Here is an 18,865-nt window from a genome sequence, read left to right on the forward strand (position 1 = left end):
TCCTTTGTGTTGTGTATTATCTTACTCGCTGATTTTTTATTTGTCAACAATAAATTTTCAGAACCTTTCTACAAGTGAGTTAACGCTGGAGGTACTATAATACTATCTTTTGTCTGAAGATATGTTGATCTTTTTATTTGATACGGATATACCCAACTTATTCGGTTGGAAGTCAAATGGTGATTGGTCAAATCCAGACCAGCTCCGTTCCAAAATGCTTGCCATATAAACTTAGAGCAATAGTTATTCGATACCCCTTTTAACCTCGGATCGAACAAATATCGTTTTACGTATGGAATATTTGCCTGTGCCCAATTAGCAGCCTCATTTGCAGCTGTTTTCGGTCTTAAAAGAAGGATCTCTCCTCCGAATTTATGTCTGCTTTTATAACGGCTGAGGGTCTCCGAAAAGGCTCCCAATGGATGCGAATGGTGAATCAGCATATCCTGTCCAACAATCCCTACATGACCCACAAAAAAAGTGGACCACCCTTTTGTAGAATAAACCAGATCTCCAGGTTTCATACCACGAATTGTTCCTTCAGACTTCATTCTTTGTCAGGCCATTCCTTTCGGGGAATCTCCTTTTGGATGCCTCTTTCAATCAAACGTAAATATTGCTTATCCTTCGGTGCCGCAAAGGTTACGGCAATACCTGTTCCACCAGCACGCCCCGTTCTACCAATGCGGTGGATATACGTTTCTGAATCCTGTGGAATGTCATAATTAAACACATGCGTGACCCCCTCAACATCCAGTCCACGCGCTGCCACATCCGTCGCAACTAAATATTGAATTTTCATATCTCGAAAACGTTGCATGACCTTTTCTCGCTTCGATTGGGATAAATCCCCATGGAGTTCGTCCGACAAAAAACCCATTCCCTGCAAAGCCGCATTCAATTTACTCGCTCTCCGCTTGGTTCGGCAAAAAATGATCGCTAGAAACGGATGGAATTGGTGGAGAACTTCCGTTAGCTTTTGTTGTTTTTCACGGTCCGTTGTTTCGATTACCATCTGTTTGACTTCATCTAAGGTCACGTTCTTTCCTTTCGCGGTCACATATTCAGGCTTGTGCAAATATTGGTTCGCTAATGTCCGAACTTCTTTTGGCATCGTTGCAGAAAAAAGCATCGTCTGTCGCTCCTCCTTCAATAACCCCTCAATAGCCTCAACCTCTGGCAGAAAGCCCATGTGCAGCATTTGATCTGCTTCATCCAACACAAACATGGAAACATCCGACAAGTCTACTGTTCCACGCCGTTGATGGTCTAACAGCCTTCCTGGTGTTGCCACAATAATATGTACCTGTTTTTGCAGCTTCTTTAATTGTGCTTCAATGTCTTGCCCTCCATATACGGCAAGACTGTTCACTTCAGGCTTTGTAATCAATAGCTTTTCTAGTTCGTTGGAGATTTGCAATGCTAGTTCTCTCGTTGGAGATAAAACGAGCGCCTGGATTGCTTCTACATTCGCATCTATTTTCTCAAGAATAGGCAATAAGAAAGCGAATGTTTTTCCTGTACCCGTCTGAGCCTGGGCCATTACATCTTTTCCTGCTAAAAGCTTAGGGATAGCTTGTATTTGAACAGGAGTAGGCTCGGTAATAGCTTGTTCTTTTAATTGTTTTACGATTGGTTCTGAAACCCCTAACTCTAAAAAGGATTGCATGGTACACCTCATTCCTAAAAATTAATATATATAGTTTGCACATTTTCCACAAAAATGTCATATTCTATCAAAAATTATTATGCTAAGATGAAAAGGAAAATATTGAAGTTTATTCTAACACTTACTATGGTAATAGAATAAGTAAAGAATATACAATGTTAATGAGTTGAGTCTTCGGGAGGAATCTATATGAGGAAACTATTAATGGTTGTATTTCTTTTGTTGATTACTAGTTTCGGGATCATCGGTTATGTACAGACCCAAATGGATTCAAACGTTAAAGTCGATCAAGAGACACATCATAATGAACAATCAGAATGGAACCAATCTTATTAGCAAAAAAAATAGAGGAAGCCTCCGCTTCCTCTTTCCTATTACCCTAGTATTTGGACATTGACAGTACGTACGCCCCATTCATATGCTTCTTTCTTCGTAGGTACGTGAATATCGATATGGTTACCATCAATGGCACCTCCGATATCACCAGCTATGGCTTCTCCATAACCTTCTACATATACTCTAGTACCCAATGGAATGACATCTGGATCTACTGCGATTACTTTTGCATTTCTATCTTTATTCAAGTTGATACCAGTATAAGTAATACCGGAGCAGCCTGTGCAATCGGCTGTATAAGCGGTTGCCTTTACGGTCAATTCACGTATAACCTCATGACCGGTTGATGTTGCAACAACCTCTGGCTTGGACTCCGTTGTTGTACTAGCAGTGGAAGCTGTTGTAGATTCTGTGGAACCTACTTCCTTGCCCTGCTCTTTAATCTTTAGCTTTTGACCTATCAAAATTAGATCTGTGGACAAGCTATTCCATGTTTTGAGCTTATCTACCGTCACATTGTGATCTAGGGCGATATGACTTAATGTATCGCCTTTTTCTACGTTGTATATAATTTCGTTATTTATCTCTATCGTTTGCTTCGGATGAATGAGATCCGATTCTAGTTTGTTCCACTCCTTAATCTTTGAAACGGTTGTGTCATATGATTGGGCGATTTCCCAAAGACTATCTCCTTTTACAACTTGATAGTCTTCTGCAGATGCAGTGGTAGTTACTGTCCCGGTCAGAAAAAGGCCAAAGGCCAGTGATACCAATGTTTTTTTCATCTGTGTTTCCCTCCTTTTTTTCTGACAAGCCTTATCCTAACACAAGAAATAGAGTCCTGTGTTTACAATGAATTTAAGTATCTTTTACAAAGATTACGATTTTTGGATTGCCTGTCATATTTGTCATTCTGGGGCAATAATTACTAGATTTATACATGGATTCGTAATATTTTTTGTAGATTTTCTAATTTTGATAGAAAAGTAGGAGAAAATAATAGAAGGTTGGTACGAATAGACTAGTGGTTGATTAAAAAAAGCCATCTAACCCATGGGTTAGATGGCTTTTTGGATTAATACGGATCTGCGTCATGCCCCTCTTTTTTGGCATTCTCAATTGCATCAGTTGACTCGGTACTACCTAGTGGTGAGCCGCCTGATTTCGGCATCATGTTCTTTGCTCCCATCGCTAGGCCTTCCTTGACACGGCGTCCATACTCTTCATCACATTTCGTAAACAGGTCAATCATCTTGTCTTGGATTTCTTTGCGACATGGCAGGAGTCCAGCAACTAAGTTGTTAATAAGGTCCTCTTTTTCCCAATCCTCAAACGCACGATACGTCTCTCCAGCTTGCTTAAAATCATTCTTTCGTTCAATGGATTCTCGCACAAGCTTACCTTCTACGTGAGGTTGGTAATAGTCGTGATCGCGGTTTACTTCTTCCAGTCCATTCATATTAGAAGGCTCATAATTCACATGCTTGTTTGGTCCCTTATCATTATGGTAGGCCATTTGACCGCCTTCTTGATTTGTACCAACATGCTTATTCGGCTTATTAATTGGAAGTTGCAAATAATTTGCCCCTACACGATACCGTTGTGTATCGGAATAAGAGAATGTTCTACCTTGTAACATCTTATCGTCAGAAAAATCCATGCCATCTACAAGAACACCTGTACCAAAGGCTGATTGTTCTACTTCATTATGGTAGTTTTCTGGATTCTTGTTTAATACCATTTTCCCAACTTTTAGAAACGGGAATTGGTCCTTTGGCCACAGTTTTGTATCATCTAATGGGTCAAAATCAAGTTCTGGGTGCTCTTCATCGGTCATAATTTGGACATAAAGCTCCCATTCTGGATATTCTCCATCCTCAATCGCTTGGTACAAATCCTGGGTAGCGTGATTAGAACTCATAGATTGGATTTTATCTGCCTCTTCTTGTGTTAGATTCTTAATACCTTGAACTGGCTCCCAATGATACTTCACAAGAAAGCTTTCATTCTTCTCATTTACCCAACGATATGTATTTACACCCGAGCCTTGCATTTGTCGATAATTGGCTGGAATTCCCCATGGGGAGAAAACGAATGTAATCATATGCAATGCTTCGGGCGTATTGCTCCAAAAGTCAAAGGCACGCTCACTATCTTGCACATTCGTAATGGGATCAGGTTTTAAAGAATGGATTAAGTCCGGGAACTTAATAGCATCACGAATAAAAAACACCTTTAAGTTATTGCCTACTAAGTCCCAATTTCCATCCTCTGTATAAAATTTCACTGCAAAGCCTCGTGGGTCACGTGCTGTTTCTGGAGATCCAGCTCCACCTATGACAGTTGAGAAACGAACGAACACGGGAGTTTTCTTTCCTTTTCCGGAAAAAACCTTTGCTCTCGTGTACTTCTCTACCGGTTCATCACCCGCAACACCATACGTTTCGAAATAGCCATGTGCACCCGCACCACGCGCGTGTACAACCCGCTCCGGAATACGCTCTCTATCGAAATGAGATATTTTTTCGATAAATTCATAGTTCTCAAGCGTTGCTGGTCCTCGATTTCCTACTGTTCTTGTGTTTTGATTATTCTTTACTGGATGGCCTTGTCTCGTTGTGAGTGTTTTCTCATTTTCACCTTGCGAAAACTTTTTCTTTTCGTCCAAAAAAATCCCTCCTCAGAAAATGTAACAAATGGTTCAGCTTAAAGGGAAAGGGAAACTTTCCCCTTCTCTTCCAACCATTTTTTCCTGTGAAGGGATTTTTATACTATATTTATAGAACGACTTTCCAATTATAATTACAGGTTGCTTGTATCGTATTTCTTTTTAGTAAATAGTTCGCAATAAGTTCTGTCATATCAATCGGAATTTCTTTCACAACAGGTTTTCCACTATACATGTCAAAATTCCCAGCACCACCCGCACGGTAGTTGTTCATAACCACATCGTACTGGTTTGATAGGACCAGAGGCTTTCCTTGATAGAGCAGCTTCGTGATCCGCTCTCCGATAGGATTGGATACTTTTATCTCGTACTCGATCCCTTCCCACATATCATAATTATAATGTTGTGGTTTGGGGTCAATAAACGACGGATTAACGCCAATTTTGCCATCCACAATCTTAAAGTAGCTTGCACTTTGTTCTAGTGCATCTTTAATATCTTGACCGGTAATGCGGATTACTTTTAACGTATTCGGATAGACATAATTTGAAACGATATCCCTCATCGTAACTTCATTGCCAAACCCCGGGGAATCATTGCTGAACAGAGATGTATTTGAAATATCCACTTCTGCCGCATCCATTTGCACCTTATTAATAAACTCGATAATCGGGGTGTCTCTCATCCTTGTTTGCAACGGATCCACGATAGATAAGTCGCCATTTACTTTTCCAATTGGTGTATCCAACCATTGTTGAGTTTGATTTTCAAATTCTCCAATCATGCTTAAAACTTCTTGATCTGCAGGTAGCTTATCGACTTCGATAAGTGTAGATATGGCATCTAATAGAACATACTCATTCCCCATTTTTTCTAGAGTAATGCGGATTTCTCCAAGCTTTTGCCCATTATTGCTAGGTTGGATAATAGAGACCCCATTTACTTTTCCGACTAATGATCGGTGCTGATGTCCTGTTATTAAGATATCTAATCCTTCGATTTCCTGGCACATTTGATACCCTTGATTTTCCCCTGTTAACGGTTCCGTAGGTTCCCCTGTTTCCAAATCTCTCTCGAACCCACCGTGGTATGAGACAACCATGACATCCGGATTTTCTTCGGCTCTTATAAGTGAAACCCATTTTTTCGCCGTTTCTAACGCGTCTTTAAATTCTAGCCCTTGTATATGGTTCGGATCCTCCCAATTCGGTACATAATGAGTCGTAACCCCTAGAACGGCAACTTTAATTCCATCTAAGTCGAACACTTGATATGGCGTGCCAAATGCAGGCTGTTCTGTTTGTGCATCTATCACATTTGCGGATAACCACGGGAATTCCGATTGTTCCACTACTTTTTTCAAGTAATCTGTTCCGTAATTAAACTCATGGTTCCCAAAAACAGCTGCTTGGTATCCTAAAGCATTTGCCACTTCAATAATAGGGTTTTTAGAGTCTTTATGATACTTTGCGTGATAATAAGTTAACGGACTACCTTGGACGAGATCACCGTTATCCAGCAACAAAACGGAGTGATGATTTCTCTGTTCTTTCATATATGTAGTTAATTTAGCTAAGCCTATTGGTTGATCCGAGCGATCACGATAATGAGTAGGATAAATATATCCGTGAATGTCACTCGTCGTAAGTATAACTATATCTTTTTTCATCTATTACCCTCCTGTATCGCCATTCATTTATAACATGTTGCAACAAATTTTAGCAAAATACTAAAAAAATTAACATAAATTTACAAATAATTCACTCTAACTTTACAATTGGCATGGTATATTTATCGAGTGTTATAAATTTATTATTCAATGGGGGTTATTTTTCACATGTTAAAGAAATTTGCAACATTAGGTACAACTCTTGCTTTAACTGTTGGTATCATGAGTGCTTGTGGATCTGATGAAGGTCAGAATGCAGACGGCGGCAGTGACGCATATGTACCGGAAACTCTTACGGTTCAATTCGTTCCGTCACAAAACGCTGATACGCTTGAAGCGAAAGCAAAACCACTTGAAGGTTTACTAAGTGACGAACTAGGCATCCCTGTTGAAGTTAGCGTATCTACTAACTACAACACTATTATAGAAGCAATGGCTTCTAAAAAGGTAGACGTTGGTTTCTTACCTCCAACTGCGTATGTACTGGCGAAAGATAAAGGTGCAGCTGAAGTTATTCTTCAAGCACAACGCTACGGAGTAGATGATGAAACTGGACAACCTACAGAAGAATTAGTAGATGGCTACAAATCTGAAATTATCGTAAAAGCAGACTCTGGAATTGACAGCCTTGAAGACCTTAAAGGTAAAAAGATTGCATTCCAAAGATGTAACTTCTTCCGCTGGTTATGTCTGGCCTGCAGCTGCATTAATGGATGTTGGTTTAGATCCATTACAGGATGTTGAAGCTGTTACAGTCAAGGGACATGACCAAGGTGTACTTGCTGTTCTTAACGGGGACGTAGATGCAGCAGCCGTTTTCCAAGATGCTCGTAATCTCGTGTCTGGTGATTATCCAGACGTATTTAAGGATACTAAAGTGATTCACTTCACAGAATTCATTCCAAACGATACAATCTCTGTACGTTCTGACATGGACCAAGAGTGGGTTGATAAAATTACAGAAGCTTTCATTAACATTGGCAAAAGCGAAGAAGGACATGCTATCGTTAAAGAAATCTACACACACGAAGGATACGTAGAATCTCAAGATAGCAACTTCGATATCGTAAGGGAATACTCTGAAAAAGTGAAAACAGAATAGTATTTGACCTAAATGAACAATCGTACAAGTTACAGCCAGTGTGCAATATGCACTGGCTGTGCTTTTATTCCTTTCATCGTCTCTTCAAAAGTACAACTATGATTTTCTCAAATTTAGACAAAGGTTGGTATGAAAAGTGATTGAATTCCAAAATGTCTCAAAGGTTTACCCAAATGGAACGCAAGGGTTGAAAGATATTAATGTAACCATTAATAAAGGTGAATTTGTTGTAATCGTAGGTTTATCCGGTGCGGGGAAATCTACATTTCTTCGTTCTATTAATCGTCTTCATGAAATCTCTACTGGAAATATAGTAATAGGTGACCAATCCATAACAGAAGCAAGGGGTTCTGAACTAAGAAAAATCCGCCGGGATATCGGTATGATTTTCCAAAACTTTAACCTCGTGAAACGGTCTACTGTACTTCGCAATGTTTTATCCGGAAGGGTTGGCTATCACTCTACATTACGGACTCTTTTGGGAATGTTCCCTAGAAAAGACATGGAGCTAGCATTTGATGCACTAAAGCGTGTAAACATTTTAGAAAAAGCATACACTCGTTCTGACCAACTATCAGGTGGACAGCAACAACGTGTATCGATTGCGCGTGCGTTAGCACAAGAAGCTAAAATTATTCTGGCGGATGAGCCAGTAGCTTCCTTAGATCCATTAACTACAAAGCAGGTGATGGATGATTTAAAGAAGATCAACCAGGAATTAGGGATCACTACAGTAGTTAACTTGCACTTTATCGATATCGCCAGACAGTACGCCACGAGAATTATCGGGCTTCAAGCAGGTGAAATCGTATTTGATGGACCAGTAGAAGAAGCTACGGATGAGCGCTTCTCTGAAATTTATGGACAACCTCTGGAAACAAAGACAGATGAACCATCGGGAGCGTTGGAAACATGAGTCCAATAAAAGAACAACAATTACCACAGCCTCCTAGTAAGTTAAAGCCTACTCTTACCTTAGTTCTCATCCTTTTAGCGATTTGGCTGAGTGCGATTAAAGCAGATGTCCGTATTAGTGAGTTTTTCTTAAGCTTCGGAAACATGTGGGAGCTTATTGCGCAAATGTTCCCACCAAACTGGGCATACTTCGACAATATTGTAGTCCCAATGTTAGAAACATTGCGTATGGCTGTTGTCGGAACAACGATTGGTGCCATTATTTCCGTTCCAATTGCACTATTTTCAGCAAGCAATTTGATTCAAACTCGTTGGATTCACTATCCAGTACGGTTCGTCTTAAATCTCATTCGTACGGTTCCGGAACTATTACTTGCAGCTATTTTTGTTGCGATTTTTGGTCTTGGACCATTGCCAGGTATTCTGGCTATATCTTTATTTTCAGTCGGTATCATCGCAAAGTTAACCTATGAATCAATTGAAGCGATTGACAAAGGCCCACTAGAGGCGATGACTGCTGTAGGAGCGAACAAAATTCAATGGATTGTGTTTGCCGTTATTCCACAGGTTGCTGCTTATTTCATTTCGTATGTCCTTTATACCTTTGAAGTGAACGTTCGTGCTGCCGCCATCTTAGGACTAGTTGGTGCTGGTGGTATCGGGCTTTATTATGACCATACTCTAGGATTCCTAGAATACGATAAAACGAATATGATTATTATCTTTACACTTGTAGTTGTATTAATTATTGATTACATCAGTACCAAATTACGGGAGAAATTACTATGAGTAGCACAACTATACCTACAAAGCCGAAAAAAAGAGTGTTTCTTCGTTGGATAGTCGGGATTTTATTAGCATTCATTTATATCTGGGCATTTTCCGGCGTGCCGATGGAAGGGTTTAAAGAAACTGCCGGTCAAGTGTCGAAAGCAATCATGTCTGGTTTATTCCATCCAGATTGGGATTACGTGTACTTGCCTGAAGGAGAAGACTTGCTCCGCGGATTATTGGATACGTTAGCGATAGCAGTATTAGGGACATTTATCTCTGCATTTTTATGTATTCCATTTGCCTTCTGGGCAGCGAACAACATGACAAAAGGAGTAGCATTAACTGGTGTTGGGAAATTTATGCTGAGTTTTATTCGTACTTTTCCAGAACTGGTTATGGCACTTCTTTTCATTAAAGTAGTTGGACCTGGTTCCTTCGCTGGTGTATTAGCATTAGGTCTTCACTCCATCGGGATGCTTGGGAAATTGTTCTCAGAAGAAATTGAGAATATTGATTTAGGACCATCTGAAGCATTAACTGCAACTGGTGCGAGCCGTATGCAAACACTTTGGTTTGCGGTTATTCCACAGGTTTTACCTGGCTTCTTATCCTATACGTTATACCGATTCGAAATTAACCTCCGTGCCGCTACGATTTTAGGGATTATCGGTGCCGGTGGTATTGGTACTCCACTGATTTTTGCTCTACAGTCTCGTGATTGGGAGCGAGTTGGAGTCATTCTACTAGGAATCATTGTCATGGTTTCTATTGTAGATGTTATTTCCGGATATTTACGCAAGAAAGTCGTGTAACACCTAAAAACAGCAATTGGGTTGGGGACCCAATTGCTGTTTTTTCTATTCTAGACCATTCTTTTTAATAACATCTTGATACCAATAAAAGCTTTTCTTTTTAATTCTTCGGAGATCCTTTGGACCGTCTTCATCACGGTTTACGTAGACGAAGCCATAACGTTTTTGATACCCATTTAGCCAGCTTAATAAATCCGTGAAGGACCATGTACAATATCCAAGCACGTCCACTCCATCCGAGATTGCTTCCTGTACCGCCTTAACATGTGAAGCTAAATAGTCGATTCGGTAATCGTCGTTCACGACATCTCCTTCTTCTAAATCATCGAAGGCACCTAAGCCATTCTCTGTAATGAGAACAGGTAATTGATAACGGTTTTGGATGCGACGTAATGCGATTCTTAAACCATCTGGGTCAATCGTCCAATCCCAATCTGTTGTACCTAAGTAAGGATTACTAATGGTTTTAAATACACCCGGTAAACCAGAATCTTTCGTTGTTCCCTTTTTCCCTGATGTATTCATTTTCGCTTCTCCGACTCCACCTTCTAATGGATTATGTTCGAACGTAGCAGTTTGATAGTAGTTTACCCCCATAAAGTCTGGTTTTGCTTCTGCAAGCAATTCCATGTCTCCAGGTTCGATTGTAGGAGCAAGTCCTTCTTTTTCTAAGTAGTTCCAAGTAGATTTTGGATATGTCCCCCATGCATAAATGTCCATCCACCAATGTGCATTCATTTCTTCTGCATTTTCGGCTGCAATCACATTTTTCGGATTACTATCGTAAGGATATGCCGGCCCATAAGCAAAGCTCGGACCAATTTTTCCATCTGGTACGATTTTGCGGAAAGATTGAATAACTTTCGCATTCGCAACACTTGCGATATGGTTTGCTTGATACATTCTTTTCAGATCTTTTACACCAGGAGGATGGATCCCATTACGATAGCCAAGGCCTATGAAAATATTTTGTTCGTTTAGTGTAACCCAATGCTTCACACGATCCCCGTAACGTTTAAATAGCTCTACACAGTAGTTGTTAAAGTCATCGATGATTTGCCGAGATTCCCAAGCCCCATACTCATCCATTAAAGCTTGTGGAACATCCCAGTGATAGACTGTTACTAACGGCTCGATGTCATGTTTAATTAGTTCGTTAATTAAGTCATTATAAAACTTAACTCCCGCTTCGTTGATTTCACCTTTACCGTTCGGAAAGATTCGTGTCCAAGCGATAGAGAAACGGTACGCCTTTAAGCCCATCTCCGCCATTAACGCGACATCTTCCTTATAACGGTTATAGTGGTCAACGGCTATGTCTCCGTTTGTTCCTTTGTATGTAGTACCTTCTTTCTTCGTATAAACATCCCATACAGAAGGGCCTTTTCCATCTTGATCCCATGCCCCTTCAATTTGATAGGCAGCGGATGCAGAACCCCATAAAAACCCGTCTGGAAACGGTGTCAAATTTTTATGCTCCACGGTAACTCCTCCTTCAATATTCATTCTACTTTATTGTAGCGGAAACTAGATTGAAAATGAAACAGGAACCACCCGAATTTTTCGAAAATTTAACAACAAAAAATAAAAATAGGGATCTCTCCCGATTAATGAAACTCAGATATTAGTGTTTTGGCTTGTTTTCTCGGTCTTTCTTTCGGCACCTTTGCAGGATAGCCAATTTGCAGCATTGCTGCAATTTTCTCACCTGGCTTCACTCCATACGTATCACGTACTTCTATGTTTGTGGTTAGCTGATTCGTCTTCCAAATCATTCCGATTCCTTTTTCCCATGCGAGTAAGCTAAAATTTTGCACTACACAGCTCGTTGCTGCATAATCCTCTTCTCTTAGTTTCATGTTAGGGTTTTCGTTCATCACAACCATAAGAAATAGTGGAACGTCCATTATTTTTTGATAAGCTATCTCGCCATGTTTCTTTTTTTCCTCTAGTGTTGTACCTTTTTCATTTAGTTTTCGATTTATTTCTGCTAGATGCTTACGTGAATCTCCTTGAATAAAAATAAATCTCCACGGTTCTGTCATTTTATGATTTGGAACCCAAATAGCTGTCTCTAACAATTCCTTTAATTCATCCAAAGGTACCGGTTTATCCTCGTATAATTGAATAGATCTTCTATTTTTAATCACTTCTGATAATGTCATTTCCAACACTCCCCTTGCCTGTTCATTAGCCATTTCCTTCTTTATCTATATGTGAAGCGATTGCATTACATGCCATCTCCAACTGATAACGATTATCAATTATACTGCGAGAAATGTCAATAAAAAGTGATTGCAAAACGATACCATTACATGTAAGATGAGGGTACAACACTAAGTAAATTAATTTAATTAAGTTATTGAGAAGGAGGATTTTAGTTGAATGTAGCGGAGTTAACAAAAAGCTTTGAGCAAATCTTTCAAAGAAAGGAGCAACCACGAGTCTTTTTTGCACCTGGGAGAATTAATTTGATAGGAGAACATACGGACTATAACGGCGGACACGTATTTCCTGCAGCCATTTCTTTCGGCACCTATGCACTTGTGTTGCCTAGAGACGATCAAATGTTTCGGTTTTACTCCATGAACTTTATGGAAACCGGCATCCTATCTGTTCCATTAGATAACCTTTCCTACAAGGACACTGACAAATGGATGAATTATCCTAAGGGTGTGTTAAAATTATGGCAGGAAAAAGGACTTTCCACTCCTTATGGTGCGGATATTCTTTACTATGGAAACATTCCAAATGGTGCAGGATTGTCTTCTTCCGCTTCTATCGAACTAGCAACCGCTGTCTTATTGGAAGGGCTTTATGGGGTAACTCTGGATCGTTTGGACATGATTAAGCTCGGTCAACGTGTAGAGAATGAGTACATTGGAGTAAACAGCGGGATTATGGATCAGTTCGCTATTGGGATGGGGAAAAAAGATCATGCTATTTTACTAGATTGCCAGAGCTTGTCCTACCAATATGCACCTATTGAGTTAGATGATCATACCATCGTCATCATGAATACGAACAAACGACGTGAGCTTGCCGGATCAAAGTATAACGAGCGAAGGGCTGAATGTGAGCGCGCCTTAGCGGATTTACAAAATGAGCTATCCATTACAAGTTTAGGTGACCTTACTGAATCACAGTTTGAAACACATAAATATCTGATTAAACAAGATTCCGATCGCAAACGCGCAAAACACGCCGTTTATGAAAACCAACGAACCATCAGGGCATTAGCAAAACTCAAAGCTGGTAAACTTGGTGAATTTGGTACGTTAATGAACGACTCACATGTATCTTTACAAAAGGACTATGAAGTAACTGGGCTCGAATTAGACACCATTGTTCAAGCAGCTTGGCAGCAAGAAGGCGTTCTAGGTGCTCGAATGACTGGAGCTGGATTTGGAGGGTGTGCGATTGCCATCGTAGAAAAACAACTCGTTTCCAAATTCCAAAAGAACGTTACGGAAATCTATCGTACGAACATTGGATATGAACCAACCTTTTATCAAGCAGCCATCTCTGATGGGGCAAAGGAACTAAAAATAGAAAGGAGCTTTTAACATGGCTATTTTAGTATTAGGTGGGGCTGGATATGTCGGTTCCCACGCAGTTTATCAGTTAATCGATCAAAACAAAGAGGTTATCGTCATTGACAATTTAGAAAACGGTCACCGAGAAGCTGTTCACCCGAAGGCAACCTTCTATAAGGGAGACATGCGTGATATTGCCTTTTTAAGGAATGTTTTTCAAAAAGAATCTATTGGAGCCGTCATTCACTTTGCTGCCAATTCTCTAGTTGGTGAATCTATGGAAAATCCTCTTAAGTACTTTGATAATAATGTGCACGGTACACAAGTTTTATTACAAGTGATGCAAGAAAACGGGATTGATAAAATCATCTTTTCGTCTACTGCTGCTACTTATGGCGAGCCAGAACAAATTCCTATTACAGAGGATATGCCAACAAACCCAACTAGCACGTACGGCGAAAGCAAGCTCACAATGGAAAAGATGATGAAGTGGTGCCAGGAAGCTTATGGAATTCGCTATGTTTCTCTCAGATATTTTAACGTTGCAGGGGCACGCGCTACTGGAGAGATTGGCGAGGATCACAATCCAGAAACGCATCTCATTCCTATCGTATTACAGGTGGCTCTTGGTCAACGAAAGGCTATTTCCATTTTTGGAGATGACTATCCAACGGAGGATGGAACGTGCATAAGAGACTATATTCATGTGGAGGATTTAGCCGAAGCACACTTATTAGCCTTAGATTATTTAAATAATGGTGGAAATAGCGAAATTTTTAATCTAGGAAGTAACCAAGGGTTCTCTGTCCATCAAATAATTGACACCGCAAGAAACGTAACTGGTCACGCTATTCCTGCTGAGGTTGCACCTAGACGAAGTGGGGATCCGAGTACATTAATTGCTTCTTCTGCAAAAGCAAAAAAAATATTAGGATGGGAGCCTACACGGACGGATATCCAAACTATTATTTCTGATGCGTGGAAGTGGCACCAAACACACCCGAATGGATTTGGAAAGGAAGTGCGTTCCTAATCATGTCTATATTCCTTTCTATCAATCGATTAGTTCAAAAAGGAATAGAAGTACAGCTCATCGAAGAACGTGATGCTCGTTATGTACGTAACCAAATACTAGCATTATGCCATCTTACTAACTTTGTTGAGGAACAAACCATACATCCTATAACAGAAAGCCTTCCTGATCTTTTAGAAAAAATCGTTCAATATGCAATAGATGAAGCTATTATTGAAGACGTATTTGATGATAAAGAAATCTTTGCTGCGAATATCATGAATTGTTTCCTTTCCAAGCCATCGGACATTCACCAAAAATTTTGGAAGAAGTATAAGGAAGCACCTGAACGAAGTACGGATTATTTTTATCAATTAAGTCAGCATAGTAACTATATTCAAACAAAACGAATAGCCAAAAACATTCATTTCACTACAACTACAAAGTACGGGGAAATGGATATTACAATTAACCTTTCCAAGCCGGAAAAAGACCCGGAACAAATTAAGCGTGAGAAAGCCATGAAATCTAACACGAGCACGTATCCAGATTGTGTTCTTTGTCCTGCAAATGAAGGGTATGAAGGAAGAACCGGATATCCTGCACGATCCAATCATCGAATCATAGAGCTAGAATTAGCCAATGAACGATGGTTCCTACAATATTCTCCATACGTCTATTATAACGAGCATTGTATCGTATTAGCTGAGGAACATAGAGACATGAAAGTGGACCGTGACACCTTTGAAAGGCTGCTTTCCTTCGTCGATCTCTTCCCTCACTATTTTTTAGGGTCCAATGCAGATTTGCCGATAGTCGGAGGTTCGATTTTATCTCATGACCATTATCAAGGTGGACAATATACGTTTGCAATGACAAAAGCCAAAGAAGACTTTTCATTTTCTTTGAATGCTTTCCCAGACATCAACGCTGCAATCTTACATTGGCCTTTGTCCGTAATCCGATTACAATCCGAAAAAAGAAATGAACTCATTAATGTGGCAGACATGATTTTGAAGAAATGGAAGGATTACAGTGATCAGACGGCGAATATCCTTGCTTATACCGATTCTATGCCGCATAACACGATTACCCCTATTGCAAGAAAGAAAGGATATACGTGGGAGTTAGATTTAGTCCTACGCAATAACCGAACTACCGAGGAACATCCTCTTGGAATATTTCACCCTCACGAAGATGTTCACCATATAAAACGGGAAAACATCGGACTAATCGAAGTAATGGGGTTAGCTGTATTACCAGCACGTTTACAAGATGAATTAATGGAAATGAAGAAATTTTTACTCCATCAACCTCACCGTATCGAAACGTATCACCAGAAGTGGGCGGAGCAAATCAAGGAAAATTATTCGATTACCGAACAAAACGTTGAGGAGATCATTGAGCACGAATTAGGACAAAAGTTTACGAGAGTGTTGGAAGATGCCGGCGTCTTTAAACAAAATGAAAGTGGTAAGCAAGCGTTTCAACGATTTATCGATCACTTAAATAACTAGTCAAGGAGGAAGACCCCATGGAAATCATGCAAAGAGAACTTTCCATCCCTTATGAAGAGCCAATTACGGAATACACATTAAAAAATGATCGAGGTATGGAAGTAAGTTGTTTAAACTTAGGAGGAATAATCACAAAGATACTCGTTCCAGATCGTTATGGAACATTCGAAAATGTAGTGTTGGGCTTTAAAGACAAATCTGCCTATCTAGAAAATCCTCCGTTCTTAGGTGCATTAGTCGGGCGCGTTGCAGGGCGAATTCAATCTGCACAGTTCGAATTAGATGGAAAAAACTATACGTTGGAAGCAAATGATGGGCCGAACCATCTACACGGTGGAGCTAGTGGATTTCATCGTGTAGTATGGCAAGTAGAGCCTAAACAAACAGAAAACGACGTGCAGCTCGTGTTTACTTACTTTAGTCCCGATGGAGAAGGTGGATATCCTGGAAACCTTCACGTTAACGTAACGTATTCCTTAAATAATGCAAATGAGTTTACCATTCTGTATGAAGCGACATCTGATAAGAAAACCGCTCTTACATTAACGAATCATTCCTATTTTAATTTAAGCGGAAATCTAAAAACAGATATTCTAGCACATGATTTACAGATAAATAGCGATGTATTTGTGGAACTAGATGAGGCACTCATTCCTACTGGGAATCTATTAGATGTCACGAATACATCCTACGACTTCCGCAGCAACCGAACGATTAAAGAAGGTATGGAAGCTTCTCATCCGCAAAACAAAATTGCCGGTAATGGATATGATCACTATTTTATTCTGAACAACCAAGCAGATGTAGCGGCTATCGTAAGAGAGCCTATAAGTGGAAGAACATTAACAGTTCAAACCGAACAACCCGGGTTCGTTATGTACACGTCGAACATGCTTCCTGAGGATTTAGAGTTGGTGGAAGGGGCTTCCCGTAAATATCTCGGTCTTTGCCTAGAAACCCAAGCTTCTCCTGCTTCCTTGCACCATTCTGATGGATTTCCAAGTGTTATCCTAGATAAAGATGAGCAATATTCAAAAAAAACCACCTTTATATTCGGTGTAGAATAATGCAAAAAGCTACCTTCCATGGAAGGTAGCTTTAAGTATTCACCAACTAATTCATCATTTCGGGTTGAAATAACTCTACTAAAAGAAGTGCAATGGCACCCAATGAAGATGCAGCTTTTCCAAGCCTCGAAAATTCAACCTCTGTTTGTTTTGCTTCTTTTGTAAGGCCCCGATTTTGTATGGTCTTTTGAATTGAATCCTTTAAAAAAGGCTTCGCATTCGCAACCCCTCCACCTAAGACAATTCTACTTGGATTAACCGTATGGATAAGATTCGTGCAAGCAACTCCAATATACATCCCGACTTCCGTCCATGTTCGAATTGCGAAGGCATCCCCATTAACAGCAGCTTCGTAAATGATTTCCCCGGTAATATCTTCTATCTTTCCTTCTACAAGGTCTAAAATAAGACTTTCTTCTCCATTTTGCAGTGCTGCCTGAACCTTTTGTTCAATGGATGGTCCGGAGGCTAGTGTTTGAAAGCATCCATTACTTCCACACTCACACGGTCGACCGTATAAATCTAGCGTCATATGCCCGATTTCTCCTGCAATATCATGCTCTCCATGAAGCAATGTACCATCCAAAACAATTCCACCACCGATACCTCGGCCAATATTAACGGCAAGCATGCTTTTGGTATCGTCCCATCCGCCAAACCAAGATTCACCTAACGCCATTGCTCGTGCATCATTTTCAACCTTAACGGTCAAATCAAAGTGATCCTCTAATACTTCTTTGATTGGAATATCCGTGAGGTGAAGATTAGGGGCATATTTACCAATCCCATTCTGAACATCCACCACACCGTGCATCGCTACACCGATTCCGATAATCTTTTCTTTTGGTTTATTTACGGTAGCTAGCATTTGCTCTACGCCCTTTATAAGGACAGAGAGAAATGCTTCGTTCGAAAGCTCCTCTTCCAACTCAAGAGAGAAGTCGCACTTCCTCTCACCAGCTAGATTGGTCACTAAGCAATCCACCGTTTTCGGCCCGGCATCCATACCGATTACAAAAAACTCTTCCCTATTGATGACAAGCATAGTTGGCTTCCGTCCACCTTGTGATTCACCTTGCTGGCTCTCCATGACAATCCCCTGCTCAATAAGCTCCTTTACAATACTTCCTACTGTAGGGGGGGTTAAGCTCGTTTCTTTGGCAATATCCGCACGTGAGATTGGACCGCTCGTTCTAATTTTATTCAAAATAATCGTTTTATTGATAGATTTCATCCATTGAAAGCTACCTCGCTGCATGGAACTTCACCGCCTAAAATCAATAAGCATTTATATATCTATAATAGCATAGCTGCTAGATTCCCTACAGAACAAGTCTTAACCTTATTTTGTCTCGACACTGTATCCCATTCTCATAGATTGGTTCTGCGTAATGTTGAATGAAATAATCCTTCTCAATGGAATCCAAACGGAATCCACACTTTTGATAAAGCGCGAGTGGTCCAATACTAGAATTCCCTGTGCAAATGTCTATCTTTGAGTAGCCTAGCCTCCTAGCTTCATCTACCGCATGAAGCACTAGCTGTTTCCCTATCCCTTTCCCTTGGTTTGATTCCTTTACCGCAATATTTACAATCTCTACCTTGTCCCATTCCGTTTGATACAAAATGTATATCCCGATTATTTCATCCTCTTCTTCAGCTACATAACACGTTCCTTCCTCCACATAACACTTGATCTGTTCCTCGGAAGGGTCCGCTAGTAAGAGTAGCTCTAGAGGTACTTTTTTGTTATCTTCTACTTCATACATTTTCATCCTTATTTACCCC

17 protein-coding genes and 1 pseudogene are annotated in these 18,865 nt (G+C 40.2%); 9 read left to right on the forward strand and 9 right to left on the reverse strand.

Going from position 1 to position 18,865, the window contains the following annotated elements; all coding sequences use genetic code 11:
• Positions 1-68: 68 nt before the first annotated feature.
• Complete coding sequence (locus tag FN924_RS17350) at positions 69-473, reverse strand: hypothetical protein (RefSeq protein ID WP_228409500.1); 405 nt, start codon at positions 471-473, stop codon at positions 69-71.
• Positions 474-547: 74 nt separating this feature from the next.
• Positions 548-1,669 carry a DEAD/DEAH box helicase gene (locus tag FN924_RS17355; RefSeq protein ID WP_143896660.1) on the reverse strand — a complete coding sequence of 374 codons (1,122 nt, stop codon included), beginning with the start codon at positions 1,667-1,669 and terminating at the stop codon, positions 548-550.
• 189 nt (positions 1,670-1,858) lie between these two features.
• Between FN924_RS17355 and FN924_RS19000 the strand changes: the two genes are divergently transcribed.
• A complete protein-coding gene (locus tag FN924_RS19000) occupies positions 1,859-2,005 on the forward strand; it encodes a hypothetical protein (protein ID WP_158634057.1) in 147 nt (48 codons plus the stop codon).
• A 38-nt stretch (positions 2,006-2,043) separates the two neighbouring features.
• Here FN924_RS19000 and FN924_RS17360 read toward each other — a convergent pair whose 3' ends face one another.
• From FN924_RS17360 to FN924_RS17370, 3 genes are all read right to left on the reverse strand, one after another.
• Positions 2,044-2,790: a 3D domain-containing protein gene (locus tag FN924_RS17360; RefSeq protein ID WP_143896662.1), complete on the reverse strand. Its 747-nt coding sequence runs from the start codon at positions 2,788-2,790 to the stop codon at positions 2,044-2,046.
• Between the two features lie 290 nt (positions 2,791-3,080).
• Positions 3,081-4,679 (reverse strand): catalase, encoded by a 1,599-nt coding sequence (locus tag FN924_RS17365; protein WP_407692025.1) that lies wholly within the window; start codon positions 4,677-4,679, stop codon positions 3,081-3,083.
• A gap of 103 nt (positions 4,680-4,782) precedes the next feature.
• Positions 4,783-6,342, reverse strand: coding sequence for a bifunctional metallophosphatase/5'-nucleotidase (locus FN924_RS17370; RefSeq protein WP_143896666.1), 1,560 nt, complete (start codon positions 6,340-6,342; stop codon positions 4,783-4,785).
• A gap of 168 nt (positions 6,343-6,510) precedes the next feature.
• Between FN924_RS17370 and FN924_RS17375 the strand changes: the two are divergent.
• The 4 genes and pseudogenes from FN924_RS17375 (at position 6,511) to phnE (FN924_RS17390) (ending at position 9,945) form a co-directional block, all read left to right on the forward strand.
• Positions 6,511-7,444 (forward strand): annotated as a pseudogene (locus tag FN924_RS17375) (phosphate/phosphite/phosphonate ABC transporter substrate-binding protein).
• A 136-nt stretch (positions 7,445-7,580) separates the two neighbouring features.
• Positions 7,581-8,360 (forward strand): phosphonate ABC transporter ATP-binding protein, encoded by a 780-nt coding sequence (gene phnC, locus FN924_RS17380; protein WP_143896668.1) that lies wholly within the window; start codon positions 7,581-7,583, stop codon positions 8,358-8,360.
• Positions 8,357-9,148 carry a phosphonate ABC transporter, permease protein PhnE gene (phnE, locus tag FN924_RS17385; protein ID WP_143896675.1) on the forward strand — a complete coding sequence of 264 codons (792 nt, stop codon included), beginning with the start codon at positions 8,357-8,359 and terminating at the stop codon, positions 9,146-9,148. Before phnC ends, phnE (FN924_RS17385) begins: the two co-directional genes overlap by 4 nt.
• Positions 9,145-9,945, forward strand: coding sequence for a phosphonate ABC transporter, permease protein PhnE (phnE, locus tag FN924_RS17390; RefSeq protein WP_143896677.1), 801 nt, complete (start codon positions 9,145-9,147; stop codon positions 9,943-9,945). Before phnE (FN924_RS17385) ends, phnE (FN924_RS17390) begins: the two co-directional genes overlap by 4 nt.
• Positions 9,946-9,990: 45 nt before the next feature.
• On the opposite strand, the gene FN924_RS17395 is transcribed toward phnE (FN924_RS17390), so the two are convergent.
• Together FN924_RS17395 and FN924_RS17400 are read right to left on the reverse strand one after the other, a co-directional pair.
• Positions 9,991-11,427, reverse strand: a complete 1,437-nt coding sequence (locus FN924_RS17395; protein WP_143896679.1) for a glycoside hydrolase family 1 protein — start codon at positions 11,425-11,427, stop codon at positions 9,991-9,993.
• Positions 11,428-11,552: 125 nt separating this feature from the next.
• Positions 11,553-12,110, reverse strand: a complete 558-nt coding sequence (locus tag FN924_RS17400; protein ID WP_143896681.1) for a nitroreductase family protein — start codon at positions 12,108-12,110, stop codon at positions 11,553-11,555.
• Between the two features lie 216 nt (positions 12,111-12,326).
• On the opposite strand from FN924_RS17400, the gene FN924_RS17405 reads away from it, so the two are divergent.
• The 4 genes from FN924_RS17405 to FN924_RS17420 are packed head-to-tail and all read left to right on the forward strand — an operon-like array spanning position 12,327 to position 17,077.
• Complete coding sequence (locus FN924_RS17405; RefSeq protein ID WP_143896683.1) at positions 12,327-13,511, forward strand: galactokinase; 1,185 nt, start codon at positions 12,327-12,329, stop codon at positions 13,509-13,511.
• A 1-nt stretch (position 13,512) separates the two neighbouring features.
• Entirely contained in the window at positions 13,513-14,514 is a 1,002-nt protein-coding gene (gene galE, locus FN924_RS17410; RefSeq protein WP_143896685.1) for a UDP-glucose 4-epimerase GalE, read from the forward strand.
• Positions 14,515-14,516: 2 nt separating this feature from the next.
• Entirely contained in the window at positions 14,517-16,010 is a 1,494-nt protein-coding gene (gene galT / locus FN924_RS17415) for a UDP-glucose--hexose-1-phosphate uridylyltransferase (protein WP_143897278.1), read from the forward strand.
• A gap of 17 nt (positions 16,011-16,027) precedes the next feature.
• Positions 16,028-17,077, forward strand: a complete 1,050-nt coding sequence (locus FN924_RS17420; RefSeq protein ID WP_143896687.1) for an aldose epimerase family protein — start codon at positions 16,028-16,030, stop codon at positions 17,075-17,077.
• Between the two features lie 46 nt (positions 17,078-17,123).
• On the opposite strand, the gene FN924_RS17425 is transcribed toward FN924_RS17420, so the two are convergent.
• A complete protein-coding gene (locus tag FN924_RS17425) occupies positions 17,124-18,335 on the reverse strand; it encodes an ROK family transcriptional regulator (RefSeq protein ID WP_143896689.1) in 1,212 nt (403 codons plus the stop codon).
• A gap of 64 nt (positions 18,336-18,399) precedes the next feature.
• A complete protein-coding gene (locus FN924_RS17430) occupies positions 18,400-18,852 on the reverse strand; it encodes a GNAT family N-acetyltransferase (RefSeq protein WP_143896691.1) in 453 nt (150 codons plus the stop codon).
• Between the last annotated feature and the right edge of the window lie 13 nt (positions 18,853-18,865).

The sequence above is a fragment of the Radiobacillus deserti genome (assembly GCF_007301515.1).
Lineage (GTDB): Bacteria > Bacillota > Bacilli > Bacillales > Amphibacillaceae > Radiobacillus > Radiobacillus deserti.